The following is a 24,154-nucleotide window of genomic DNA, read 5'->3' on the forward strand; positions in this document are numbered from 1 at the left end:
TATGGACGTCTCCTTTCTGGGTGGCCCACAGCCGCAGCGCGGTGTGGGTGTCGTAGCACCATTCGATTTCGCTCTCGACCGTGAGCTGTGGCGCTGGGTGCCCGACCAGGTCTCCTTGCATCTGACCCGCACTCCGTTCGTTCCGGTCGAGGTGAGTCTCGATCTGGCGCGGCTCGTCAGCGAGCACGAGACCCTGCACGAGGCGGTGCGCGCCCTGTGCGCGATCGCGCCCGAGGTGGTGGCGTACGCCTGCACGTCGGGCAGCTTCGTCGGCGGCGTGGCCGGTGAGCGCGCGATGTGCGCGGCGATGACGCAGGCGGGCGAGATGCCGTCGCTCACCACGTCGGGTGCGCTGCTCGGCGCGCTGCGGGAGATCGGCGCGCGGCGCATCGCCGTGGTGACGCCCTATACGAAGTCGGTGACCGACTCCCTGGAGGAGTATCTGGGCGAGGCCGGGATCACCGTGACCGGGCGGGCGTACCTCGGGCTGACCAGGCACATCTGGAAGGTGCCGTACCGCGATGTGGTCGACATGGCGCGGCAGGCGGTGGTCGGCGCGGCCGACGCGCTCTTCATCAGCTGCACCAACCTCCCCACGTACGACGTGATCCCGCAGCTGGAGGCCGAGCTGCGGATGCCCGTCCTGTCGGCGAACCAGGTCACGATGTGGGCGGCGCTGCGGGCGATCGGCGAGCGGGCGGTGGGGCCGTATCAGGCCCTGCTGGACCCGGCGGCGCGGCGCGGCCCGGCCGGTATGGCGGGGATGGATCACTTCGTCGGGCCGGTGGAGCCCGTGGTGATCCCTTCCGTGCCGCTGGTCGACCCCGCTCCGTCCCTGCCCCTGCCGGAGCCCGAGGCGGCGCTGGCCGGGCCGCCGCAGGGGCCGGACGGTGATCCGGGCGAGGGGCTGGATCCGGCGTTCGGCTCCGGGACGGGGGACGGCCCGTACCTGGACGAGTCGGGAGGTGCTCCGCCGGCGATGTGAGGGAACGCGATGGGCGGCCGCGGTGTATGAGAAGTGACAGGCGACGGGGCGGCGCTCGCGGGGGCCGCCGGAGGGAGGCAGCCATGGTGGATCCGGTGATGGACGCAGCTGTGGACGGGGCGGCGAGCGGCCCGGCGGGCGATGCGGTGGGCTTTCTGTATCCGGGATATTCCGCGGAGGACGAGTATCCGCGGCTCGAAGCCATCCTGGGCGCCGGGGTCCGGCTCCCTCTCGTCCATACCGACATCGGCGAGGACGCCCATCGTGTGGACGCCCTGCTGGAGATGGGGGCGGCCGCGCGCCTCGCCGCCGGGGTGGGGGAGCTGAAGGCGCGCGGCGCCCGGGCCGTGGTCTGGGCCTGCACGAGCGCCAGCTTCGTCTTCGGCTGGGACGGCGCGCATGAGCAGGTGCGCGAGCTGTCGGAGACGGCGGGCCTGCCCGCCTCCAGCACCTCCTTCGCCTTCGCGCATGCCGTGCGGGCGCTGGGCGCCGAGCGGGTCGCGATCGCCGCGACCTATCCGGCGGATGTCGCGGATCACTTCAGGGCCTTCCTCAAGGAGGCGGGGGCGGAGGTCGTGGCGATGCGCGGCAGCGGCATCATCACCGCGGCCGAGGTCGGCACCTGGGGCCGGGAAGAGGTGCTGCACCTGGCCCACGCGGGCGATCACCCCGACGCCCAGGCGGTGCTGCTGCCGGACACCGCCCTGCACACCGCCGCCTGGATACCCGATCTGGAGGAGGCGCTGGGCAAGCCGGTGCTCACGGCGAACCAGGTCACGGTCTGGGAGGGGCTGCGGCTGCTCGGCCGGGAGGTGTCCTCTGACCGGCTCGGGGCGCTCTTCCGCCCCGCGGGAGTCACGGGGGAGGAGAGGAAATGAAGCCGTGGGAATAAAGCGGAGCCATTCTCCGGTTGGCTGTGTCCGGTGCGGTGTGACGCACGCAGAGCAACGCGGACAGAGCGACCAGGGAGGCGGGCCACCGTGGCCGACCAGCAGGACGGGCAGGACCGGCAGGACGGGCAGGACCGGCAGAGCGAGCAGAACCGGCTCCACGGCGAACAGGGCGGGCAGACCGACCAGGCCGGGCGTGACGCCCGGCATGAGCAGGGCGGGGCGGGGGATCACGGCGTCCACGCCGCTCCCCGGGGCAGTGCGCCCATCCCGCTGTCGGTGCTGGACCTGGCGACCGTCGGCAGCGGGCTGACCGCCACGCAGGCGCTGCGGAGCAGCGTCGAGCTCGCCAGGCTCGCCGAGCGGCGGGGCTTCCACCGGTTCTGGGTGGCCGAGCACCACTCCATGCCCGGGGTCGCCAGCTCCTCCCCGGCGGTGATCCTGGCCCATCTGGCCGCGCACACGGAGCGGATCCGGCTCGGCTCCGGCGGGGTCATGCTGCCCAACCACGCGCCGCTGGTCATCGCCGAGCAGTTCGGGACGCTGGAGGCCCTGGCGCCGGGGCGGGTGGACCTGGGCCTGGGACGGGCGCCCGGGACCGACGGGGCCACGGCCGCCGCGCTGCGCCGCACCGACCGGCTGCACGAGGGCGCCGACGACTTCCCGCAGCTCCTCGCCGAACTGCTCCGATTCCTCGACGACGACTTCCCGGACGGCCACCGCTACGCGCGCATCCACGCGGTCCCCGGGCCGGTGCAGGGCACGGTGCCCGGCGGGGTGCAGTCCGCCGACCGGCCCTCGGTGTGGCTGCTGGGGTCCAGCGGCTTCAGCGCCCGGCTCGCCGGGGCGCTCGGCCTGCCGTTCTCCTTCGCCCACCACTTCTCCGCCGCGAACACCATCCCCGCGCTCGACCTCTACCGCGAGTCCTTCCGGCCGTCCGCGGTCCTCGACCGGCCGTATGCCTCGATCGGGGTCTCGGCGTTCGCGGCCGAGGACGAGAAGGAGGCGCGCCGCCAGGTCCTCACCGGCGCGCTGTCGATGGTGCGGCTGCGCACCGGGCGGCCGGGCCTTGTGCCCACCCCGGAGGAGGCGGAGGCCTATGAGTTCAATGTCATCGAGGAGGACTTCGTCAACAGCTGGCTGACGAACGTGGTGTACGGCACCCCGGAGGCGGTGCGCGACGGACTCGACGGGCTGATCAAGAGGACCGGTGTGGACGAGATCAAGATAACCACCACGGCCCATGGCCCCGAGGCCAAGCTGCGCTCGTACGAGCTGATCGCCGACGCCTACGATCTGCCGACGGCGGCAGCCTGACCTGTACGGGCCCCACCGGGCCGGGACCGCCGGGCCGGGCCGGGCCCGGCCCCGCCCGTTACGGCGCGCCCGTGGCCGCCGGATGGCCGCCGATCATGGCGGAGATCTGTTCCGGCGGCACCGGGCGGGAGTAGAACCAGCCCTGCCCGGTGTCGCAGCCGATCCGCGCCAGCCGCTCCGCCTGCTCGGCGCTTTCCACACACTCGGCGGTCACCGTCAGGCCGAGCCGGTGCGCGAGCTCGACGAGCGCCTGGACGATCGTTTCATCGGCCGGGTTCGGGTGTTCCTCCGCCCGGAACCCCTGGACGAACGACCCGTCGAGCTTCAGCGTGGAAACCGGGAGTCGGCTGAGGTAGGCGAGGTTGGAGTAGCCCGTGCCGAAGTCGTCGATGGCGATGGCCACGCCCATCTCGCTGAGCCGCAGCAGCGCCTGCAACGGCCGCCCCGCCGACCCCATCACCGCGGACTCGGTCAGCTCCAACTCGAGCAGATGCGGCGGCAGTCCCGTCTCGGCGAGGATCGCGGCCACGTCCGCCACCAGGTCCGAGTCCCAGACCTGACGGACCGCCACATTGACGCTCACGATCAGCGGGTTGTGGGGGTGGGCCAACTGCCAGGCGCGGGCCTGCCGGCAGGCCGTCCGTAGCACCCACCGCCCCAGCGGAACGATCGCGCCGTTCTCCTCCGCGAGTGAGATGAACCGATTCGGCGACAGCCTGCCGAATCGTGGATGCTCCCACCGCACCAGCGCCTCCACACCCTTCACCACACCGTCGACCAGCCCCACCAGCGGCTGGTAGTCGAGCACGAACTCCTCCCGCTCGACCGCCGGACGAAGCGTGCTGGACAGCGCCTGTCTGGTCATCCGGTGTGCGTTGCGCTCCGGGTCGAAGAGCGTCCAGCGCGCCTTGCCGTCCTCCTTGGCCCAGTACAGCGTGGTGTCCGCGGCCTGCATCAGCCAGGTGGTGTGTGTCCCGGCGGCGGGCCGCTCCACCACGCCGATGCTGGCCGACACCGACAGCCGCTGCCCGGCCACGTCGAACGGCCGCTGGAGCGCGGCCAGCACGGACCTGGCCAGCTCGCACAGCTGCTCCGTGCCGGTGGAGTCCCGCACCAGCAGGGCGAACTCGTCGCCGCCGAGCCGCGCCACCAGGTGGCCGCCGGGCGCGGCACACTCGGTGAGCCGCTGGGCGACCGCGCCGAGGAGCCGGTCCCCGACCCGGTGGCCGAGCGTGTCGTTGATGGCCTTGAAGCCGTCGAGGTCGAGGTAGCAGAGCCCGATCCGCCCGGTGCCGCCCCGGTCGTACGCGGCGGCCTCCAGGGCGGAGGACAGCCGCTCGAAGAAGAGGTTGCGGTTGGGCAGCCGGGTCACCGGGTCGTGCATCTGAAGGTGGCGCAGCCGCCCCTGGAGGTCGCGCCGGTCGCTGATGTCGGCCATCGACAGCAGCATGCTGCAACTGTCCGGCACCGGCTCCACGGTGATCTCGGCCCACAGGGCATGGCCGTCGGGGTGTTTCAGCCGACGGGTGCAGCACAGCCGCGAGCGGCGGCCGAGCAGCACATCGCGGTACTCGCTCCAGGTGCGCGGATCCTCGCGCAGATCCGCCAGGTCGGCGGCGCTGCGCGCGATCAGCCGGGACGGCTCGGCGCCCAGCAGCGAACCGAGCGCGGGGTTGGCGTCGAGCACCACGCCCTCGCGGTCGATGACGGCCATGGGGAGCCGCGCCGCGTTGAACGCGGCCCGGTAGTCGCTCGGCGCGGGGCCGGGCGCTGTGCTCCCGGGCGGTGTGGATCCGGCCGGTGCGGCCTTGGCCGGTGTGGCTCGCTCATCGCTGGGTACCGCGTTACGTTCCGTGATCGTCGGCAGAGTCGCGCCGGGCGCGCGGCCCTGGCCGTCAGGGGATCCGCTCACCGCTCGCTCCCGCGTGGCGCTCGTCTCGTACAGGTCTGTCGTACACATCTTGTGCATGTCTCACACCGGGTGCCGGACGGGCCGTGAATGCCCGCCCGAATAGGGAGTCCCCGCTGGAAATGTGCCGATCATAGAGGCTCGTGCTCCGACAGTTCCAACAATGCGACCGCGACCAACGAAGACTTGAACAACTGTTTGGTCAAATCTGTTCGACTCTGCACGGACCAACTGACCTCACGACCGACTGTGACCGTCTGTTACGTACCCGCATCGAGGCCGATTCACTCGACCGGGCCAGCCGAACAGGGCGTACCGCGCGAATCCGCCTGAGGGTGGATGGGGTGGTCCGACTCTGTCCGGGAGGTCGACATGGGGCGTCCTCAGCTGCCCGCGGGGGTGGGGTGCCCGCCTCGGTTGCGCCGCGCCGGGGCCATGCTCACCTCGCTGAGCGCCGTGATCGCGACCACCGTGGTGTCGGGCCCCGCCATCGCCGCCGGCGCGGGCGGCCCGTGCACCCTCGAGCGCACCGGCGCCCACCACTCCGAGGGCCTGGACACCTGGAACACCAGCTACCCCCGCCCCGCGCGCACGGTCCACGCGGCCATGGTCTTCCTCGCCTTCCCCGACGCCACACCCAAGGTGACCCCCCGCCGGCTGGCCGCCGACCACATCCCCGCGACCACCGACTTCTTCCGGCGGGCGTCATACGGGCAGTTCAGGCTGCGGGTGCACCTCGCGAAGCGGTGGATCACGATGCCCGAGGCGTCCACCTCCTACGCCATAAAGCGCGACTGGAACCCCGGGCGGCGGGCCGCGTATCTGCGCGACGCCATCGCCGCCGCCGACCCCTCCATCAACTTCGCCCGCTATGACGTGGTCTATCTGGTGGCCGATCCCGACGCCCCGGGCGTGGACGCCGATGCAACAAAAGTGGTCAACTTCGAGCAGCCGCTGCGCGCGGACGGTGTCGAGCTGCGCCGGCTCGTCACCGTCTTCGAGAACCACCCGCCGGACCGGAATGTGCTGGCCCATGAGACCGGCCATGTCTTCGATCTCCCCGACCTCTACCACCGGCCGAAGAACGACGACGGCGAAGGCGACTGGGACACCTATGTCGGGGACTGGGACCTGATGGGCAGCCAGTTCGGGCTGGCGCCCGACCCCTTCGGGTGGCACAAGTGGAAGCTCGGATGGCTGCGCCCGCGCCAGGTGCAGTGTGTGCGCGCCCCCGGCGCGACCCTGCACACCCTCGAACCCCTCGGCGCGCCCATGGCGCCCGGCGGCCCGGCCGCCGACAGCCGCACCCGCCTCCTCGTGGTGCGCACCGGCCCCACCACCGCGCTGGCCATCGAGGCACGCGGCTCGTACGGCAACGACGAGGACACCTGCACCGAGGGGGTGCTGGTCTACCGCGTGCGCAATGACGCCGCCTCGGGCGAAGGCCCGATCGAGGTGCTGGACGGACACCCCGGCACCGGAGCGTGCTGGAACGAGTCGGTCTACCCCGAGCTCGCCGACGCCACCCTGGGCGTCGGCGAGACCCTGTCCACGCGGCGGGACCATGTGCGCGTGACCGTCACCGGTCGCACCACGGATGGCGGCTGGACCGTCGAGGTCGACCGCGAGACGCGGCCGACCTGAGCCGACGCGAGCCGCGAGAGCGGGAGACACACCGCCTCACCTGGTGTGCGTACTCTTCCGGTACGCGGACGCCGCGTAGGCGCCGAACGCCGCGAACCATCCCGCCAGGACCACCACCGCTCCGAGCGCCGGCAGCGCGCCCTCGGACACATCCCACCCCAGCTGCGCGAAGCGGTTGGTGGGTGTCCACTCGGCGATCGAGCCGAACCAGTGCGGGAAGGCGCTCAGCGGAATCCACAGCCCGCCGATGATGGACAGCCCCATGCTGGCCGCCATGTTGACCATCCCCGTGCTCTGGGCGGACAGCCGATAGCCGTTGCCGAGGCCCAGCAGCGTGAACGGCAGCGTGCCCAGCCACAACACCACCACCAGGGCGAGCGCCCGCAGGACCGGCATCCGCACCCCGTTGACCAGGAAACCGGCCGTCAGCACCGCCACGATCGACGGCAGCACCACCAGCGAGCCGGTCACCGCCCGCGCCCCCACCACCTGGAGGGGTGTCAGTGGGGTGATCCGCAGCTGGCGCAGCCAGCCGCGCCCCCGGTCCTCCGCCACCCCCGTGCCGTTCGCCAGGGCCGCGCCGAGCGCGCCGTACGCCGCCATCCCGATCATCGACGCGGTGTTCGAGGCGTCCCGGTCGCCGTCCCCACCGCCGACGTTGGTGAACAGCAGATACATCACCACAGGCAGGGCGACCCCGAAGATCAGGAACGCGAGGTCCCGGGTCGACCTGCGCAGCTCCAGCGCGATGGATGTCAGCATCAGACCATCGCCTCCTCTCGGTCCTCGTGGCCGTCCCGGCCGTCCATGTCGTCTGCGCTGACCGCGCCGTCCGCGCCGTCCGTGTCGTCCGCGCCGGTGGTGAGCGCGACGAAGGCGTCCTCCAGCCGGGACACCCGAACCTCCAGATTCCGCACATCACCGCGCTCGGCGAGCGCCAGTACCGTCGCGTCCGAATCGGCGCTGCGCAGATACGCCCGGCTGCGCCGGATCTCGACGCTCGTCACCCCCGGCAGCTGCTCCAGCCCCTCGGAGGAGCGGTCCCCCAGGTCGAAGGCGACCACATTGCCGCCCACCGTCCGCTTGATCTCCTCACCGGTGCCGTCCGCCACCTTGCGGCCCTTGTCGATCACCACGATCCGGTCGGCGTTCTCATCGGCCTCCTCCAGATAGTGGGTGGAGAACAGGACCGTGTTCCCCCGGGCCGCGTAGCCGCGCATCGCCGCCCAGAACTCCCGGCGGGCGCTGACGTCAAGCGCCGCCGTCGGCTCGTCGAGCACCACCAGCTCCGGGCCGCCCGCCATGGCGAGCGCGAACCGCAGCCGCTGCGCCTGCCCGCCGGAGAGCCGGTCCGCGCGCCGCTCCGCGAGGTGGGTCAGCCCCGCCAGCTCCAGCGTCTCGGCCACGGGCAGCGGCCTCGGGTAGGTGCCGGCCACAAAGGCGACCAGCTCACGGACGGTCACCCGGGTGATCAGCGCACCCTCCTGAAGCATCGCCCCGATCCGCCCCGAGCGGACCGCCGCCTCCGGAGCGCCGCCGAACAGCCGCACCCGGCCCTCGCTCGGCGGCAGCAGGCCGAGCAGTATCCCGATCGAGGTGGACTTGCCCGCGCCATTGCGGCCCAGCAGGGCGATCGACTCGCCGCGCCGGATGGTCAGGTCGATGCCCTTCACCGCGCGCACCGCGCCGTAGTGCTTCGCCACCCCGGCGAACTCCACCACGGGCGTGTCCGCCGCTGTCATCGCTGTGCTCGTGCTCGTCATGAAAGAGACGCTACGGAACGCCACCGTGCCCGCGGCAGTGTCGTCAGTCCGCAGTCTCACAGGACAAATGTCATGACCGGAGGGGTGATCTGCTCAGCTTCTCCGCTTGTCCTATGACCTGTTGTCCTATCACCTGCCCAGGCTCGAGCAGGCTTCGAGCCGCCACCCCGAGACTCCCTGCGAGCCGCCGCCCCGCTGCCTCGACACCTCGATGCCCCCTACGCCGAGGCGGCGGGGCGGTGTCGGGCCGGTGGTCCCGTGCGGCGCTGGGGAGTTGAGAATGCACCATCCAACGAACAGGGCGAACAGGGCGAACATGGCCGAGGCCCTGATGGACCGGGCCATGCTGTGCGCCGCCGACGAGGCGCTGGCGCACCCGGCCGAAGGCGGCGGCGAACAGCGGATCACCTACGCCGCGCTCGACGCCCGCGCCCGCGCCGTGGCGGCCCGGCTCCGGGACCGCGACGCGCCCGGCCGCCGGGTGCTGATCGCCCTCGACCCCGGACCGCACGCGGCGGCCGCACTGCTCGGCTGCCTCTACGCGGGGGCCGTCGCCGTGCCCGTCCCCGCCCCGACCGCCTCGCGCACCGAGGCGGAGCGCTTCGCGGCCATCGCCAAGGACGCCGCCGTGGACCTGGCGCTGACCGAGACGGCACACGCCACGGAGACCTCCCGCAGGCTCTCCCTCGTCGGCCGCACCGGCATCACCTGCCTGGCCGTGGACGGCCTCCGGCCGGACACAGCCACACACGACCACGACACCACAGGTGCCACCGCGCCCGACCCCACGCCCGTGCGCATCACCCCCGACAGCCTCGCCCTCCTCGCCTACGACACCGGCCCGGCCACCGCCCCGCGCGGCGCGCTGATCACCCACGGCAACCTCCTCGCCGCCATGCCCGCGCTGCGCCGCGCGCTGGGCACCGGCCCCCGCTCCCGGATCGGCGGCTGGCTGCCGAGCCACCACACCTCCGGCCTCATCGGCCAGCTGCTGCACCCGCTGTGGCTGGGCGCCACCGCCGTACCGCTGCCCGTACAGCCGCACCTCGCCGACCCCGTCGCCTGGCTGTGGGCCCTCGCCCGCCACCGCATCACCGAGACCGTCGCCCCCGACACCTGCTACGCCCGCTGCGCCGCCGAGGCCACCGACGAGCAGCTGGCCGGGCTCGACCTGTCCCGCCTCCGTACGGCGCTCAACGCCGCCGAGCCGGTCTCGGCCGCGACCGCCGAGGCCTTCCAGCGCCGCTGCGCCGCCGCCGGGCTGCACCCCGGCACCCTGGTCGCCGGATACGCCCCGGCGCAGGCGGCGCCGCTGCTCACCGCGGAGGGCCGGGGCCCGGTCCCCGGCCTGGACCTCCGCGTCGTCGACCCGTCGAACCGCGCCCCGCAGCCCGACGGCGTGGTCGGCGAGATCTGGGTGCGCGGCCCCGCCGTGGGGACCGGTCACTGGGGCCACCCGCGCGACACCGACACCGCGATGGGCGGGTTTCTGCGCACCGGCGACCTCGGCCTCGCGCGGGACGGGGAGATCCGGATGACGGGCCGGACCCAGGAAGGCCACCCGGCCGACAGCCTCATGGTGGACGGGAGGGCCCTGCACCCGCAGGACGTCGAGCGCGAACTGCTGCGCTGTGGCAGGCCCTTGGGTTCCGCCCGGGTGTTCTGCGCGGGGCCGGGCGCCGGGCCCCTGGTGGTGGTGCAGGAGGTCCGTACGGCGGGCGGCTCGCACGCCGTGCTCTCCCGGCTGGCCAGGCGGATCCGCGAGCGCGTGGCGGAGGAGTTCGGCGCCGCCACGGGCGCGGTGCTGCTCGTGCGCCCCGGCACGGTCCGTCGTGCCGGGTCCCACAAGGTGCCCCGCGCCACGCTCCGCGAGCTGTATCTGCGGGGGGAAGTCAGGCCGTTGTACCGCGACTTGGCGCCCCGTCGACGCGAGCCCGCGGCCGGCCCCGCCGCACTCGCCACATCGACCGAATCCGCCGGGGGCGTGGCGTGAGCGCGGACGGCGCACCCGTGCCGCCCCTGGCGCTGACCGGGCCCGACGGCCCCTGGCACCCGGTGCGCGAGGCCTTCGCCGCGCACGGCCGGGCCGTCGTCCACAGCCGGTGGCGGGAATGGCCTCCGGCCGGTCCCCAGGGCCCGGCGCTCGACGCCCGCGACCGGCGGCGCCTGCGCACCCTGCCCCGCCCGGCGGCCCGCGGGCGCTTCGTGGCCTCGCGCCTGCTGCTGAAACACCTGGTCGCGGCGGTGTCGGACACCACGGCCGAGGCGGTGTGCCTCGCGTACGAGTCGGGTGGGCGGCCGTACGCGGTCCGCCCAGGGGGGTATCGCGTGGAGATCAGCCTCAGCCACACCGGGGACCTGCTCGTGGCGGGCGTCAGCCGGCGCGGCCGCATCGGCGTGGACGTCGAGGCGGCCGGGCGGCCGATGTGCTACGACGACGTGGGCCCGCGGCTGTGCGCCCCCGCCGAGCGCGCGGCACTGGCCGGACTCGCCGAACCCGAGCGTGAGCGGGCGCTGCTGCGGCTGTGGACATTGAAGGAGGCCTATACAAAAGCGCTGGGGCGCGGAATGCGACTGGCATTCGCCGAATTCGAGTTCGAGGCCATGGTGTCGCGCGGTGGATGGCGCTTCATGGTCTCCGAAGTGAGCGGCGGCGAAAAGGAAAACGGCCATCTGGTGAGTGCGGTATGGCGCCAGCACGCGTGTTCGGTGGGCGGATTCGGCCGAGAATTGGTGGAGCGGCCGGGGGGATTTGGGAATAATCGTATGCGGGCAGACGGCGGGGGATGAGCAAGCAGGGGCAGGGGCGACGTGGTCAGAGTGCTGATAGCCGAAGACATGCACATGCTGCGCAAGGCACTTGTCGCCCTGCTCGAATTCGAACCGGATATCGAGGTCGTCGCCGAGTTCTCGAGCGGTGCCGAAATCCTGCCGCGTGCGAAGGAGCTCCGCCCGGATGTCGCGGTCCTCGACATCGACCTCCCCGGCATGGACGGACTGACCGCCGCCGCCGAGTTGCACACCGCGGTGCCCGAGTGTCGGACGATGATGCTCACGAGCCTGGGCAGACCCGGCAATCTGCGCCGCGCCCTGGCCGCCCATGTCTCGGGCTTTCTGCTCAAGGACAGCACCCCGGACAAGCTGTGCGACGCCATCCGGGCGGTCGCGAAGGGCGAGCGGGTCATCGACCCGCAGCTCGTCCTCGCCGCCCTGGACGACAAGCCGCAGCCGCTGACCCCGCGCGAGCTGGAGGTGCTGCTGCTGGCCTCCCAGGGGGAGGGCTCCGCGCAGATCGCGGCCCGGCTCTATCTGTCGGTGGGGACGGTGCGCAACTATCTGACGTCCGTCGTCACCAAACTGAACGCGCGGAACCGGGTCGACGCCATCCGCATCGCCCGCGAGGCCGGCTGGCTGTAGCCGTCACGCCGTCACGCCGTCATACCTCCATACGTCGTCGGTGGGGCGGGCCGCCCCACCGACGACGTCGTACCGCTCACCGCTCACCGCCGCACCGTGCAGCCGTACTCGTCCTCCGTGCCCCGCTCACGCCCCTCCGGCGCCGCCTCCACGGGCAGTTCGAGCTCGGCCCGCAGCTCGAACCAGCCATCGTCGCGTACGCGCGCGCTCAGCCGCCCGCCCAGATGCTCCAGCCGGACCTTGAGGTTGCCGATCCCGCTGCCGCCGTCCGACCGGTCGGAGCTGTCGGCGCGCAGAATGGTCGAGGGCTTGCCCACCCCGTCGTTGGCGAGCGTCAGTCGGACGGTGCGGTCCGTGCGCCGCGCCTCGATCGTGCAGTGCTCCGCCTTGCTGTGGCGCAGCACGTTGGTCAGCCCTTCCCGCAACACGCTCGCCAGCACGGTGTCCACCAGACCGGGCAGCTCCCCGCAGTCGACCTCCGCGGTGGTGTCGATGCCGACGGCGGCCAGCATCGACTTGGCCGTGCCGGCCTCCGCGGACAGCGACATCTTGCGGTATCCGCTGGCCACCGCCCGTACGTCCGCGAGCGCCTGGCGCGAGGTCTGAAGGATCTCGGACAGCTCCTGCTGGGCGCGGGAGTTCTCCGGGGGCACCAGGCGGTGGACCAGCTCGCACTTGAGGGTGATGGTGGACAGGCTGTAGCCGAGCAGGTCGTGCAGATCGCGGGCGAACCGCAGCCGCTCCTGGGCCACCGCCAGACGGGCCAGCTCGGCTCGTGACCGGGACACCTCGGCGACCAGCCCGGACAGCCGGGAGAGGCCGAAGACCACCAGCCCGGTCAGGGCGGTGGAGACGGTCGTGTATGCCACCTCGCCCCACCCGAACCCCACCTGGAACAGCAGCACATCGGTGCACCCCATGATGGCGGCGAAGGCCACCCAGGACAGCGGGGGCGGCAGCACCAGCAGCGAGGAGCCCGCCAGAAACCCCGGCATGCCGAGCCAGGCGTGTTTGAAGACCGCGAAGGGGAGGAAGGTCAGCAGCGCCTGGAGCCCCAGCGTCCAGTGCCGGGCCCCGCTGAGCCGGGGCGCGAGCCCGGGGAAGGAGTGCGTCAGCTGGAGCCCCAGCAGGGCGGCCAGCACCGGGAGCAGCGCCAGCATCAACAGCGCCGCGTCCAGGGCCCGTCCGGACGGGCGCGCGTCGACCACGTAGGTGACCGCGACACAGAAGTAGCCCACGAGCACGACCGCCGTGATCACCACGGCCAGGCGCGGCGCGAGATCGTCGCGGTAACGAGCCGGGTCGTTCCCGGCTGCGTCGGGCAAGGGGGTCCCCTGCACTCGTCCTCCGGATGGTCGAGCCGGATTGGGTGGCTTGCCCGAGAGTATCCGAACTTTTCCAGGGGTGGAGAGACGGCGTAGGAGGCTGACGGTGCACAAAGGGTTACTGGAGCTCACGGCCGATCACAAGGGTTTACAGAAAGAGCGGGACGGGGTTGAGGTCGTGGTACGGGGTGGGTTCTTTCAGCCGCCCCAGGGTCACCGGCGCTTGGAAGAGCCGGCCGGGCGCGAAGCGGGCCCAGTGCGGGCGCAGTCCGGGCACCAGCACCTTCGCCACGGGCAGCCCGACATCCGGCCGGGTCTGGTCGAGTACGAGCAGCTCCATGCCGAGCCCGCGGACCAACTCGGCTATGTGGCACAGGGGATCGCGGGGCAGGGGCGACGGACCGGATATGTCCGCGCCTTCCGCCACCGCCCCTGACGGGGCCAGGTAGGGCTGGTTGGCGAGGGTCGCGGTGTGGAACCAGCGCAGCGCTTCGAGGTCGGCCGTCGCGCCGTACCCGCCGCCGTCGGCGCGGGCCTCGACCACGGGCGGCAGCATCTGGTTGAGCTCGGCCAGCGCGTGGCGCAGGGCGGTGTGCCGGTCGAAGTGGGCGCCGAAGCCCAGGGTGATGTCCTCGGCGGGCTTGTCGTGGCGGCGGGACACGGCCGCCACCACCGGGATGCCGAGGTCGGAGGTCAGGTCGAGCGCCCACACCTCGCGCCGCAGTTCGCCGTGGACGCGGCGCAGTTCGGCGATCCACGGGTCGTGGTAGGCGTCGAGGTCGAGCGCCGGCTGGCGGGTGCGGTTGTACCACCACAGGGCCACCGCGTCCCGCTCCACCAGCTCCAGGAAGCCGCGCAGCGCCGCGTCGGCCAGACCGCCCCCGGCGGCGGCGCCGTTGGAGTCGGCCCGGCAGTAGCGCCGCCCCGGCGGCTGGGGTGCGCCGTAGTACAGCAGGGCGGTGGGCAGCATCCGGTGGCGCTGTGCGGTGAGCGACCACATCGGCGTCCAGTCGAGCTCCGCCCCCTCGTCGAACGGATCGCAGACCCGGTGGCGCGCGGAGGTGCCCCGGTCGTGGAACTGTCTCGGGTCGAAGAGCTGCACCGCGTCGGGGTGTACGGCGTCCTCGGGGTCCAGGTCGCGGTAGCGGGCGCGAAGGCGGGGCTCGTCCCCCTGGAAGTGGCCGCTGTAGTGCTCCAGGGCCTCGCACAGCGCGCTCGCCTGGGCCTGCTCGGTGGTCATGCCCTTGCCGTGGGCGGCGGTGTGCAGCCCGGCCCGTATGACGTCGAGGCCGGGGGGCGCGCCGGGGCCGGAGCGCGCGCCGGGCGCGTCGGTGGCGTTGGCGGCGTGCACGTTGGCGTACGAAGGGTGCCTGGCGTGGAAGCAGTTGAGGAAGGCGGGCCCGCGCGGGTCCCGGCGGATCTCGCTCACCAGCCCGGTCACGGGGCTGATCAGATGCCCGTACGTCTCCATGATCCGCCGCGCGGGGATCTCGGCGAACTGCTCCGGGGGCGCGGCCGCGGGCGGTGGCATGGGCGTCCGTATCCGGGTCGCGACCAGCCGTGGGTCCCCGCAGGCGGGGCACTGCGGGCGGCGGCTCACCGCGTGGTGTTCCAGGGCGGAGGTGAGGGTGTCCAGGGTGCACAGCGCCCGCTGTCCCGGGTGGCGGTGCCCGGCCAGCCAGCCGGCCGCCTCCAGCGCGGCCAGCTGGAGCGCGGCCGCGCGGCTGGCGGCCAGCGACGCGGGCGGGAGCGGCACCGGGCCCTGGCGGCCGAGTCTGCGCTGGACGTGCGCCTCCGCCTGTCTCCGCCGCCACAGCCGGTCGGCCAGGCAGGACCAGCACGGGTCGTCCGGTCCGCCCAGGAACGGGCCGATCCACGCCGTCGTGCCGACGGGCTTGACCGGCAGCCAGCGGCGGCCGGCCGCCCGGTGCTCGGCGTCGAGCGCCGAGAGGCGTTGATCGAGGTAGTCGTCGCACACCACAAGAGTGAGATGCGCGTCGCTGTGTTGACGCTTGTCGATTTGACATGACCCGTCCTCGTCCAGTGCGCGGATGCCGGCCGCCCGCAGCGCCTGGACGGCCTCGTCCCGGCCCGTGCAGCCGAGGGCCACGGGCGTCACGGCGGCGGCCCGCAGGGCGGCGGCGCAGGGCCTCCTCGGGAGGGCGAGGGGGGCCATGGCGGGGGCGGTGGTCACCCCGGCCAGCCCCCAGTACGCGTCCTCGGGGCGCGGGTGGCGCCCGCGCTCGCACACCAGGCCCGCCTCGCACAGCCGGGCGATGACGCGCTCGACCTGTGCGGCGGCGGTCCGCACCGCGCTGTCGACGACGCCGGTGACACCTGTGACGCCTGTGGTGCCGGCGGTACCGGTGGCACCGGTGACGTCCATGGCCCCGGCGGCGTCAGCGGCTTCCGTGACGCCGGCCGCGCCGGTGCGCACGGCGGCCTCGGCGAGGATGCGCTCCAGGTCCCTGGACCCGTCGAGCAGCGGCGCGAGCGTCTCGACCGTCCGCCCGTGCAGCGCCGTGACGCCGCGCTCCGAGACGAGATAGACGGCCTCTCCCGGGACCCGCTCGACCCGCAGATGCGGGGAGAAGCCCAATGTGCCCATCAGCAGACGCTGATGGTGCAGATGCAGATTCCCGGCGCGGGCGCCGGCCAGGGGTCGGCGAAGAGGTCCTCGATGACCAGATCGTCGGCGACGGGGAGCTGGCCGCCCGGGTCGGCGCTGCTCGGGCCCGTGGCGTACCGGGCCGGGGGGCTCGCGGGGAGCATGGATGTTTTGGTCATTGGGGGCTCTCCTCGGGGTAAGAGGCGGTCCTGGCAAGGAGTCTGCGGTGACGGATCCATGGCTTGCCAGTGCTTATGTCATAACCAGGGTGTGAACTTGTCATGACCTCCGCCTCGCAGGACTCATGGGCAGTTCGGGAGTCCGGCACTGGCCGCGTCCACGGCCCGCACGCGAGGCTTCTACGTGTCTCAATGGCAAGGCCGCGCGGCCAACGAGGCACCTGGCGGACCGTCTGACGGAGGTGTACAGGACCATGGACATCAAGGTGTTGGGGCCACTGAGCGTCGAGGCCTGCGGTCAGTCGATCGTGCCCAGCGCGGGCAAGCCGCGGCAGATCCTTGCACTGCTTTCGGTCTACGCCAACCAGATGCTCCCGGTGCCCACACTTATGGAGGAAATCTGGGGCGCGCAGATGCCGCGCAGCGCACTGACCACCTTGCAGACGTACATCCTCCAGCTGCGGCGGAGACTGGCCGCGGCGTACGGTCCCCAGGCGCCCGAGGCGTCGAAGAACGTGCTGGCCACGCGGTACGGCGGATATGTGCTGGAGGCCCAGCCGGGCGCGGTCGACATCCATGAGTACGACCGGCTGGTCGCCGCCGGGCGGGACGCGCTCGACGCGGGCGACGACGTCGAGGCGTCGTTCCTGTTCCGCGAGGCGCTGGCGGTCTGGCGCGGCCCCGCCCTGGTGGACGTGCGCGTCGGCCCGATCCTGGAGATCGAGCTGGCCCGGCTGGAGGAGAGCCGGCTGGGCGTCCTGGAGCGGCGGATCGAGGCCGACCTCCGCCTCGGCCGCCATGCCGAACTGCTCACCGAGCTTACCGAGCTGACGGCCCGACATCCGCTCCACGAGGGGCTTCACGCGCAGTGCATGGCCGCCCTGTACCGGTCCGGCCGCCCGTGGCAGGCGCTGGAGGTGTACCAGGGGCTGCGCGGCAGGCTCGTCGAGGATCTGGGGCTCGAACCCTCGCCGCGGCTCCAGAAGCTGCAACAGGCGGTGCTCGCCTCGGACCCCGCGCTCGACCTGGAGCCGAGCGCCCACTGGCGCCGTCCCGTGCTCGACCTGTTCGCCGCGTAGGGCCGGGCAGGGCCCGGCCGTACCTCCGCACCTCAGCCGCTCCACCCGTACCCCCCCCCCGAACGCCCGGCGCCGCCCTTCTGCCGGGCCGGCTACGGCTCCGCTCCCCGACACCCCCCGCGCGGGAGAGCGGAGCCGTAGTGCTGTCCGGGTCCCGTACGCCCTGTCCGCGTCGGCTGGATCCAGCCGTATTCCAGGGCCTCCTGCCACGGTCCGGCGGTGAGACACACCACGAGCCAGAGGGGGCCCGCAATGCGCATCATCGACCTGTCGACACCGGTGGACGCCTCCGGCTGGGAGCCGGACCCGCTGATCCACGAGATCATGACGCCGGCCGAGGCGGCCCGCCACATGAGCGAGGAGATGCGCGAACACTTCGGCATCGAGTTCGACCCCGCCGAACTGCCGGGCCAGGAGTTGCTCTCCCTGGACACGCTCACCCTGACCAGCCACACCGGCACCCATGTCGACGCCCCCGCGCACTACGGCTCGACCGGCGCGTACGGGGTGCCCCGCACCATCGACCAGATGCCCCTGGAGTGGTTTCTGCGCCCCGCCCACGTCCTGGACATCACGGGCGTGGAGCCGGACACCCGCACCGTCGGGGTCCCGCACCTGGAGAAGGAGCTGGCCCGCATCGGCTGCCGGCCCCAGCCGCTGGACATCGTCCTGCTGCACACCGGCGCCTCCCGGCACGTCGGAACGCCCCGCTACTTCACGGAGTTCACCGGGCTCGACGGGCCCGCCACCGACTATCTGCTCGACCTCGGCGTCCGCGTCATCGGCACCGACGCGTTCAGCCTCGACGCCCCCTTCGGCGACATGATCCGCCGCTACCACGCCACCGGCGACCCCTCGGTGCTGTGGCCCGCCCACTTCGCGGGCCGCCGCCGCGAGTACTGCCAGATCGAGCGGCTGGCGGGTCTTGAGACCCTGCCGCCCACCGGATTCCGGGTCGCGTGCTTCCCCGTGAAGATCGCGGGCGCGGGCGCGGGCTGGACCCGGGCCGTGGCGCTGCTCGACGAGTGACGGACGCCCCGCCGCCCGCCGTCGGGGCGCTCCGTCCCGAGTCGAGCGGCGGTTGAGAGGCCGGCGGCACTGTCGCACGGACGGCACGGACGGCATCGAGCAGGAAGGTCGAACCGACGTGAAGCATCAGCGCGTTACCGATCGACGGGGGAGGAGGCGGGTGGCGATCACCGGCATAGGCGTGGTGGCCCCGGGCGGCGTGGGGACCAAGGAGTTCTGGTCGCTGCTGACCGAGGGCCGCACCGCCACCCGCGCCATCTCCCTCTTCGACGCCACCCGCTTCCGCTCCCGGATCGCCGCCGAGGCCGACTTCGACCCGCACCATGAGGGCCTGACGCCGCAGCAGGTGCGCCGCATGGACCGCGCCTCGCAGTTCGCGGTGGTCGCGGCCCGGGAGGCGGTGTCCGACAGCGGCATCGAGGCCGCCGGGGCGCTGGGCGGCGCCGGGTTCGACCCGTACCGGGTGGGGGTCACCGTCGGCAGCGCGGTGGGCGCCACCACCAGCCTGGACACCGAATACCGCGTGGTCAGCGACGGCGGCGCGAAGTGGCTCGTCGACTACACCTACGCGGTGCCGCACCTCTTCGACCACTTCGTGCCCAGCTCGTTCGCCGCCGAGGTCGCCTGGGCCGTGGGCGCCCAGGGCCCGGCGTCGGTGATCTCCACCGGCTGCACCTCCGGCCTCGACGCGGTCGGCCACGCCGTCGAACTCATCCGGGAGGGCAGCGCCGACGTCATGGTCGCCGGGGCCACCGACGCGCCCATCTCCCCGATCACGGTCGCCTGCTTCGACGCCATCAAGGCCACCTCGCCCCGCAACGACGACCCCGAGCACGCCTCGCGCCCCTTCGACCGCACCCGCAACGGCTTCGTCCTGGGGGAGGGCTCGGCCCTCTTCGTCCTCGAGGAGCTGTCCCTGGCGCGCCGCCGGGGCGCCCATGTCTACGCCGAGGTCGCCGGCTTCGCGTCCCGTTGCAACGCGTACCACATGACCGGGCTGCGCCCCGACGGCCGGGAGATGGCCGAGGCCATCCGCGTCGCCCTCGACGAGGCCCGGCTGCCGTCGACGGCCGTCGACTACATCAACGCGCACGGCTCCGGCACCAAGCAGAACGACCGCCATGAGACCGCCGCCTTCAAACGCGCTCTCGGCGAGCACGCCCGGGCCACGCCCATCAGCTCCATCAAGTCGATGGTCGGCCACTCGCTGGGCGCCATCGGCTCCCTGGAGATCGCCGCCAGCGCCCTGGCCATCGAACACGGTGTCGTACCGCCCACCGCCAACCTCCATGAGCCGGACCCCGAGTGCGACCTCGACTACACCCCGCTGGTCGCCCGCGAGCAGCGCATCGACACGGTGCTGAGCGTGGGGAGCGGCTTCGGCGGCTTTCAGAGCGCCATCGTGCTGGCCCGGGCGGACTCGGAGCGGTCCGAGAGGGGAGCGTGGTGAGCGCCGCGGCCGTGTTCACCGGCATCGGCGTCGCCGCGCCCAACGGCCTGTCGACCCCGGAGTGGTGGAAGGCCACCCTGAACGGCGAGAGCGGCATCCGCCCGGTCAGCCGCTTCGACGCCTCCGGCTACCCGGCCCGGCTCGCGGGCGAGGTGCCCGGCTTCGACGCCGCCGAACACATCCCGGGCCGCCTGCTGCCGCAGACCGACCACATGACCCGGCTCGCCCTGGCCGCCGCCCAGGAGGCGTTCGACGACGCGGGCACCGACCCCGCCCAGCTCCCCGAGTACTCCGCCGGGGTCGTCACCGCGAGCTCCGCGGGCGGCTTCGAGTTCGGCCAGCGCGAGCTGGAGGCGCTGTGGAGCAAGGGCGGGCAGTACGTCAGCGCGTATCAGTCCTTCGCCTGGTTCTACGCCGTCAACACCGGCCAGATCTCCATCCGGCACGGGCTGCGCGGGCCCAGCGGCGTCCTCGTCACCGAGCAGGCGGGCGGCCTCGACGCGGTGGCCCAGGCCCGCCGGCGGCTGCGCGGCAGCAGCCGGCTCATCGTCACCGGCGGCGTGGACGGGGCGATCTGCCCATGGGGCTGGACGGCACAGCTCGCGGGCGGCCGGCTGAGCCTCGCCGACGACCCCACGCGCGCCTATCTGCCCTTCGACGCCGCCGCCCGCGGCTATGTGCCGGGCGAGGGCGGGGCCATCCTGATCCTGGAGGAGGCCGCCGAGGCCCGCGCCCGCGGCGCCCGCGTCTACGGCGAACTGGCGGGCTACGCCGCCACCTTCGACGCCAGGCCGGGCAGCGAGCGCGTCGGCGGCGTCCCCGCCCTGCGCCGCGCCGTCGAACTCGCCCTGGCCGACGCCCGCCTCGCCCCCGAGGACATCGATGTGGTCTTCGCCGACGCCGCGGGCGTGCCCGACCTCGACCGGGCCGAGGCGGAGGCCGTCACCGCCGTCTTCGGGCCCCGCCGGGTGCCGGTCACCGCGCCCAAGACCATGACCGGACGGCTGTACGCGGGCGGGGCCGCCCTCGACCTCGCCGCCGCCCTGCTCGCGATCCGCGACGCCCTGATCCCGCCGACCGTCAACGTCACCCGGCTCGCCGAGGGCCTCGAACTCGACCTGGTGACCGCGGAGCCGCGCCCCCGCCCCGTACGCACCGCCCTGGTGCTGGCCCGCGGCCGCGGCGGCTTCAACGCGGCGGCCGTGGTCGCCGCGGCCCGCCCCCACTGACCGCGGCCACCAGTCGGCCCGCAGCCCCGAAGAGAGAGATGGACACGATGACACAGATGACCCGGATGACGCTGTCCGAGCTGACCACCCTGCTGCGCGAGTGCGCGGGCGAGGACGAGACCGTCGACCTCGACGGAGATGTGCTCGACACCCCCTTCACCGACCTCAACTACGACTCCCTCGCCGTGCTTCAGACCGTGGGCCGCATCGAGCGCGAGTACGGCGTCACGCTGGCCGACGACACGGTCGCCGAGGCCGTCACGCCCCGGCTGCTGCTCCAGTACGTCAACGCGGGCCTGACCGAGGCGCGCACCCGGCCCGCCCAGGCCTAGGGGGAGCCGCCGTGCGCGTACTCATCGTCGTCACCCCGATCAGCAGCCATCTGCTGCCGCTCGTCCCGCTGGTCTGGGCGCTCGCCGGGGCGGGCCATGAGGTGATCTGCGCGGGGGAGCCCGGGGCCGTGGAGGTGGCCCGCGCCGCCGGGCTGCACACCGTGGACATCGAGGCCGAGCCGCTGCCCGCCGACGCCCCGCCCCCCGCTCCGGCCCGGCGTACGGGAGGGGCGCCCGCGGCGGCGTGGGAACCCGACTGGGAGGCGCTCGCGGTCCGCTGGCGGTTCCGCGTCGGCCGGGTGATCGACGGGTATCTGAGATTCGCCCGGGAGTGGCGCCCCCACCTCGTCCTGTCGGACCCGGTCGAGTTCTGCGGGACGATCGTCGCCGGCGCCCTGGGCGTGCCGTCGGTGGTCCACCGCTGGGGCACCGACGTCCTGACCACGCTGGCCCGCGGCCCCGCCCGCGCCGCGCTGCGGTCCGTGTGCGAGCGGGTGGGGACCCCGGGCGGGCTGCTGCCCGACCCCGACCTGCTGCTCGACCCCTGCCCGCCGCTGCTGCGCCACCCCCGCGCGGCCCCGGCCAGGCCGGTGCGGTTCGTGCCGTACAACGGCCCGGGCAGCTACCCCGTCCGGGGGCCGATGGCCTCGCCGGAGCGGCGGACCATATGCGTGTCGTTCAGCTCCCGGACCATCGACAAGTCGGGGACGGCCACGCTGGCGGCGACGGCCCGGGCGTTCGAGGGGCTGGAGGGGGTGCGGGGCGTGTTCACCCTGTCCCGGGCGCGCGCCGAGGAACTGGCGCCGCTGCCCGGCAACGTACAGGTGATCGAGCCCACGCCGCTCTCGCAGCTCCTGACGCGCTGCACGGCCCTGATCCACCACGGCGGCTCCGGCACCGGGCTGACGGCTCTGCGCCACGGGCTGCCCCAGCTCGTCCTGGCCCCACCGCTGCCCAGCCTCGGCGTCTACGCCGAGCGGATCGAGGCCTGCGGCGCCGGCCGGTCGCTCGACCCCGGTGAGCAGCTGGATCCCGAGGCGATCCGTACGGCGCTGCGCGAGGTGCTGGACGACCGGTCCTACCGGGCGGCGGCGGGCCGGGTGCGCGACGAGATGGCCGCGATGCCGGCGCCCTCGGAGGTGGTCGCCGAGCTGGAGGAACTCGCCGGGGCGCGCCCCGCGCCGGCGCGCGCCGCGGCCCCGCGCGCGGCCTGAGACGCCCTGTCCTCCTGGCCGTTCCACCAGCTCGGCCGGCACCTCGTCCACAAGGCCCGCAGGGCCGCGGGGTGCCGTTCCTCGAGGTGGATGCGGCCTATACCGCACAGCGTTGTCCGCGCTGTGGGGGGGCAGTCGGGAGGGCGACGAGGTGTGAACGACCGAGCGCCCAAGCTCGGCCGTTCACGGCCGAGAAGGTGACGGACGAGCCCGTTCCGTTCCGCACCCTCACCGGCGGCGACCACGGCCGCGACATGCGGCTGCTGCCGGGCGTCGAGGCGCCCGGCGCGAGCGGGCTGGACATCCACGCCCGCGCGTGATCAGTCCAGGTCGTCGCGGTGGATCCGGCGGTCGAGCACCAGCCATCGGCCGTCCCGCCGCACCAGCAGATCCGCGCACGTAGTAGAGGCCCGCAGCGCGGACTGGCCGCCCCGCGCGGTCTCGATGACCTGGGCGTACGAGCGGACGAAGACGGTGTGCTCGTCCTTCGGTTCGAGGGAGAGCATGCCCAGCCAGTGGCGGCGCCGGATGCCACGCGCGGCGAAGTCGTCGGTGGCCCGGCGGGCGCCGGCGGCGATGGCCGGCCGGCCGGTGAACGGCTCGGGGTGGGCGTTGGCGGCGAAGACGCCGTCCTCGGCGAAGGTCTCCGCCCAGGCCTCGGCCTCGCCGTCGTCGAGCAGCTGCATCTGGCGGGCGTAGAACTGCTGGATCTCCGCATACAGCTCGGCGAGGCCGGTGGGCCGGGTGGGGCCGGTGGGCCCGGCGGGGCTTGCCGGTGCGGTGGTGGCGGGGCGTGCCGCGACGGTCATGACGGTCCCTCTCTCGCGTCCTGTGTGTCGCGCGGCAGCGTCGCCGCGTGCCCTCGCACGCCCCTTGACGGGCGGTCGAACAGCCCGCTCGACCGCCGTGCGATCGAGGATCGAGAGCCCCCGGTCACTCTTCGGTGCAGACAACGCAACCAAGGATCCCGGGGAGGACGACGCGCATGGCGAGCGACGAGCGGCGAGTGGCGCTGGTCACGGGAGGCACGAGCGGAATCGGTCTCGCGGTGGCGCGGGGGCTGGCGGCGGCGGGCCTCGCGGTCTTCATCTGCGCCCGGACCGCCGAGTCCCTGGAGATGACCGTCAAGGAGCTGCGGGCCGCGGGCCACGAGGCCGACGGCGCCCGCGCCGATGTGAGCAAGCGGAAGGACGTGCGTGCCCTGCTGGCGGCCGTGACCGCGCGGTACGGCCGGATCGACGTCCTGGTCAACAACGCCGGGCGCAGCGGCGGCGGCGAGACCGCCGGGCTGGCCGACGAGCTGTGGTACGACGTGATCGACACCAACCTCAACAGCGTGTTCCTGACCACCCGCGAGGTGCTGGCCGAGGGCGGGATGCGGGACCGCGGCTGGGGCCGGATCGTCAACATCGCGTCCACCGGCGGCAAGCAGGGCGTCGTGCTCGGCGCCCCGTACTCGGCCTCCAAGCACGGCGTGATCGGCTTCACCAAGGCCGTCGGCCTGGAGCTGGCCAAGACCGGCATCACCGTCAACGCGGTCTGCCCCGGGTATGTCGAGACGCCGATGGCCGAGCGCGTCCGCCAGGGCTACGCGGCGGTGTACGACACCACCGAGCAGGCCATCCTCGAACGCTTCCAGGCCAAGATCCCGCTCGGCCGCTACTCGACCCCGCAGGAGGTGGCGGGCCTGGTCGGCTATCTGGTCACCGACACCGCCGCGTCCATCACCGCCCAGGCGCTCAACGTCTGTGGCGGGCTGGGAAATTACTGAGGGGAATGCGCGC

At 73.3% G+C, this 24,154-nt stretch carries 22 protein-coding genes; 15 read left to right on the plus strand and 7 right to left on the minus strand.

Features of this window, described 5'->3' with window-relative positions; genetic code table 11:
• The first annotated feature begins 1 nt into the window (after position 1).
• From ACH4S9_RS01470 to ACH4S9_RS01480, 3 genes are all read left to right on the plus strand, one after another.
• Positions 2-985 (plus strand): decarboxylase, encoded by a 984-nt coding sequence (locus ACH4S9_RS01470; RefSeq protein ID WP_311730450.1) that lies wholly within the window; start codon positions 2-4, stop codon positions 983-985.
• An 83-nt stretch (positions 986-1,068) separates the two neighbouring features.
• Positions 1,069-1,863: a decarboxylase gene (locus tag ACH4S9_RS01475; protein ID WP_398369099.1), complete on the plus strand. Its 795-nt coding sequence runs from the start codon at positions 1,069-1,071 to the stop codon at positions 1,861-1,863.
• Positions 1,864-2,142: 279 nt separating this feature from the next.
• Positions 2,143-3,192 carry an LLM class flavin-dependent oxidoreductase gene (locus ACH4S9_RS01480; protein ID WP_398370479.1) on the plus strand — a complete coding sequence of 350 codons (1,050 nt, stop codon included), beginning with the start codon at positions 2,143-2,145 and terminating at the stop codon, positions 3,190-3,192.
• Positions 3,193-3,250: 58 nt separating this feature from the next.
• Here ACH4S9_RS01480 and ACH4S9_RS01485 read toward each other — a convergent pair whose 3' ends face one another.
• Positions 3,251-5,161, minus strand: a complete 1,911-nt coding sequence (locus ACH4S9_RS01485) for a putative bifunctional diguanylate cyclase/phosphodiesterase (RefSeq protein WP_385347133.1) — start codon at positions 5,159-5,161, stop codon at positions 3,251-3,253.
• 312 nt (positions 5,162-5,473) lie between these two features.
• On the opposite strand from ACH4S9_RS01485, the gene ACH4S9_RS01490 reads away from it, so the two are divergent.
• The gene (locus ACH4S9_RS01490) at positions 5,474-6,745 is read left to right on the plus strand and encodes a M6 family metalloprotease domain-containing protein (RefSeq protein ID WP_398369101.1); all 1,272 of its coding nucleotides are present in this window, start codon (positions 5,474-5,476) and stop codon (positions 6,743-6,745) included.
• 36 nt (positions 6,746-6,781) lie between these two features.
• Here ACH4S9_RS01490 and ACH4S9_RS01495 read toward each other — a convergent pair whose 3' ends face one another.
• Complete coding sequence (locus ACH4S9_RS01495; RefSeq protein WP_311730447.1) at positions 6,782-7,507, minus strand: ABC transporter permease; 726 nt, start codon at positions 7,505-7,507, stop codon at positions 6,782-6,784.
• Positions 7,507-8,487 (minus strand): ABC transporter ATP-binding protein, encoded by a 981-nt coding sequence (locus ACH4S9_RS01500; protein WP_311730472.1) that lies wholly within the window; start codon positions 8,485-8,487, stop codon positions 7,507-7,509. Before ACH4S9_RS01500 ends, ACH4S9_RS01495 begins: the two co-directional genes overlap by 1 nt.
• A gap of 301 nt (positions 8,488-8,788) precedes the next feature.
• Between ACH4S9_RS01500 and ACH4S9_RS01505 the strand changes: the two genes are divergently transcribed.
• The 3 genes from ACH4S9_RS01505 to ACH4S9_RS01515 are packed head-to-tail and all read left to right on the plus strand — an operon-like array spanning position 8,789 to position 11,925.
• Positions 8,789-10,501, plus strand: coding sequence for an AMP-binding protein (locus tag ACH4S9_RS01505; protein ID WP_398369104.1), 1,713 nt, complete (start codon positions 8,789-8,791; stop codon positions 10,499-10,501).
• Positions 10,498-11,298, plus strand: a complete 801-nt coding sequence (locus ACH4S9_RS01510; protein ID WP_398369106.1) for a 4'-phosphopantetheinyl transferase family protein — start codon at positions 10,498-10,500, stop codon at positions 11,296-11,298. The genes ACH4S9_RS01505 and ACH4S9_RS01510 overlap by 4 nt, the downstream gene beginning before the upstream one ends.
• A gap of 21 nt (positions 11,299-11,319) precedes the next feature.
• Positions 11,320-11,925, plus strand: coding sequence for a response regulator transcription factor (locus ACH4S9_RS01515; protein ID WP_311730444.1), 606 nt, complete (start codon positions 11,320-11,322; stop codon positions 11,923-11,925).
• A gap of 83 nt (positions 11,926-12,008) precedes the next feature.
• Here the strand turns inward: ACH4S9_RS01515 and ACH4S9_RS01520 are convergent, their stop codons facing one another.
• From ACH4S9_RS01520 to ACH4S9_RS01530, 3 genes are all read right to left on the minus strand, one after another.
• On the minus strand, positions 12,009-13,250 hold the full coding sequence (locus ACH4S9_RS01520; RefSeq protein WP_385347125.1) for a sensor histidine kinase: 1,242 nt from the start codon (positions 13,248-13,250) through the stop codon (positions 12,009-12,011).
• Between the two features lie 148 nt (positions 13,251-13,398).
• Complete coding sequence (locus ACH4S9_RS01525; protein ID WP_398369109.1) at positions 13,399-15,858, minus strand: TOMM precursor leader peptide-binding protein; 2,460 nt, start codon at positions 15,856-15,858, stop codon at positions 13,399-13,401.
• Positions 15,858-16,037: a hypothetical protein gene (locus tag ACH4S9_RS01530; protein WP_311730441.1), complete on the minus strand. Its 180-nt coding sequence runs from the start codon at positions 16,035-16,037 to the stop codon at positions 15,858-15,860. The genes ACH4S9_RS01525 and ACH4S9_RS01530 overlap by 1 nt, the downstream gene beginning before the upstream one ends.
• Positions 16,038-16,291: 254 nt before the next feature.
• On the opposite strand from ACH4S9_RS01530, the gene ACH4S9_RS01535 reads away from it, so the two are divergent.
• From ACH4S9_RS01535 to ACH4S9_RS01565, 7 genes are all read left to right on the plus strand, one after another.
• A complete protein-coding gene (locus tag ACH4S9_RS01535; RefSeq protein WP_311730440.1) occupies positions 16,292-17,116 on the plus strand; it encodes an AfsR/SARP family transcriptional regulator in 825 nt (274 codons plus the stop codon).
• Positions 17,117-17,368: 252 nt separating this feature from the next.
• The gene (locus tag ACH4S9_RS01540; protein WP_311730439.1) at positions 17,369-18,145 is read left to right on the plus strand and encodes a cyclase family protein; all 777 of its coding nucleotides are present in this window, start codon (positions 17,369-17,371) and stop codon (positions 18,143-18,145) included.
• A 160-nt stretch (positions 18,146-18,305) separates the two neighbouring features.
• Positions 18,306-19,595 (plus strand): beta-ketoacyl-[acyl-carrier-protein] synthase family protein, encoded by a 1,290-nt coding sequence (locus tag ACH4S9_RS01545; RefSeq protein WP_361189327.1) that lies wholly within the window; start codon positions 18,306-18,308, stop codon positions 19,593-19,595.
• Positions 19,589-20,824, plus strand: coding sequence for a ketosynthase chain-length factor (locus tag ACH4S9_RS01550; RefSeq protein ID WP_398369112.1), 1,236 nt, complete (start codon positions 19,589-19,591; stop codon positions 20,822-20,824). Before ACH4S9_RS01545 ends, ACH4S9_RS01550 begins: the two co-directional genes overlap by 7 nt.
• Before the next feature lie 47 nt (positions 20,825-20,871).
• Complete coding sequence (locus tag ACH4S9_RS01555; protein WP_385347116.1) at positions 20,872-21,156, plus strand: acyl carrier protein; 285 nt, start codon at positions 20,872-20,874, stop codon at positions 21,154-21,156.
• Positions 21,157-21,167: 11 nt separating this feature from the next.
• On the plus strand, positions 21,168-22,370 hold the full coding sequence (locus ACH4S9_RS01560) for a nucleotide disphospho-sugar-binding domain-containing protein (protein WP_398369114.1): 1,203 nt from the start codon (positions 21,168-21,170) through the stop codon (positions 22,368-22,370).
• A gap of 197 nt (positions 22,371-22,567) precedes the next feature.
• Positions 22,568-22,690: a hypothetical protein gene (locus tag ACH4S9_RS01565; protein WP_398369116.1), complete on the plus strand. Its 123-nt coding sequence runs from the start codon at positions 22,568-22,570 to the stop codon at positions 22,688-22,690.
• Here ACH4S9_RS01565 and ACH4S9_RS01570 read toward each other — a convergent pair whose 3' ends face one another.
• Positions 22,691-23,179 (minus strand): nuclear transport factor 2 family protein, encoded by a 489-nt coding sequence (locus ACH4S9_RS01570; protein ID WP_398369118.1) that lies wholly within the window; start codon positions 23,177-23,179, stop codon positions 22,691-22,693.
• A gap of 176 nt (positions 23,180-23,355) precedes the next feature.
• On the opposite strand from ACH4S9_RS01570, the gene ACH4S9_RS01575 reads away from it, so the two are divergent.
• Positions 23,356-24,141, plus strand: a complete 786-nt coding sequence (locus ACH4S9_RS01575; RefSeq protein WP_311730432.1) for an SDR family NAD(P)-dependent oxidoreductase — start codon at positions 23,356-23,358, stop codon at positions 24,139-24,141.
• Positions 24,142-24,154 lie beyond the last annotated feature (13 nt).

It is taken from the genome of Streptomyces sp. NPDC021225 (assembly GCF_044332865.1).
Classification (GTDB): domain Bacteria; phylum Actinomycetota; class Actinomycetes; order Streptomycetales; family Streptomycetaceae; genus Streptomyces.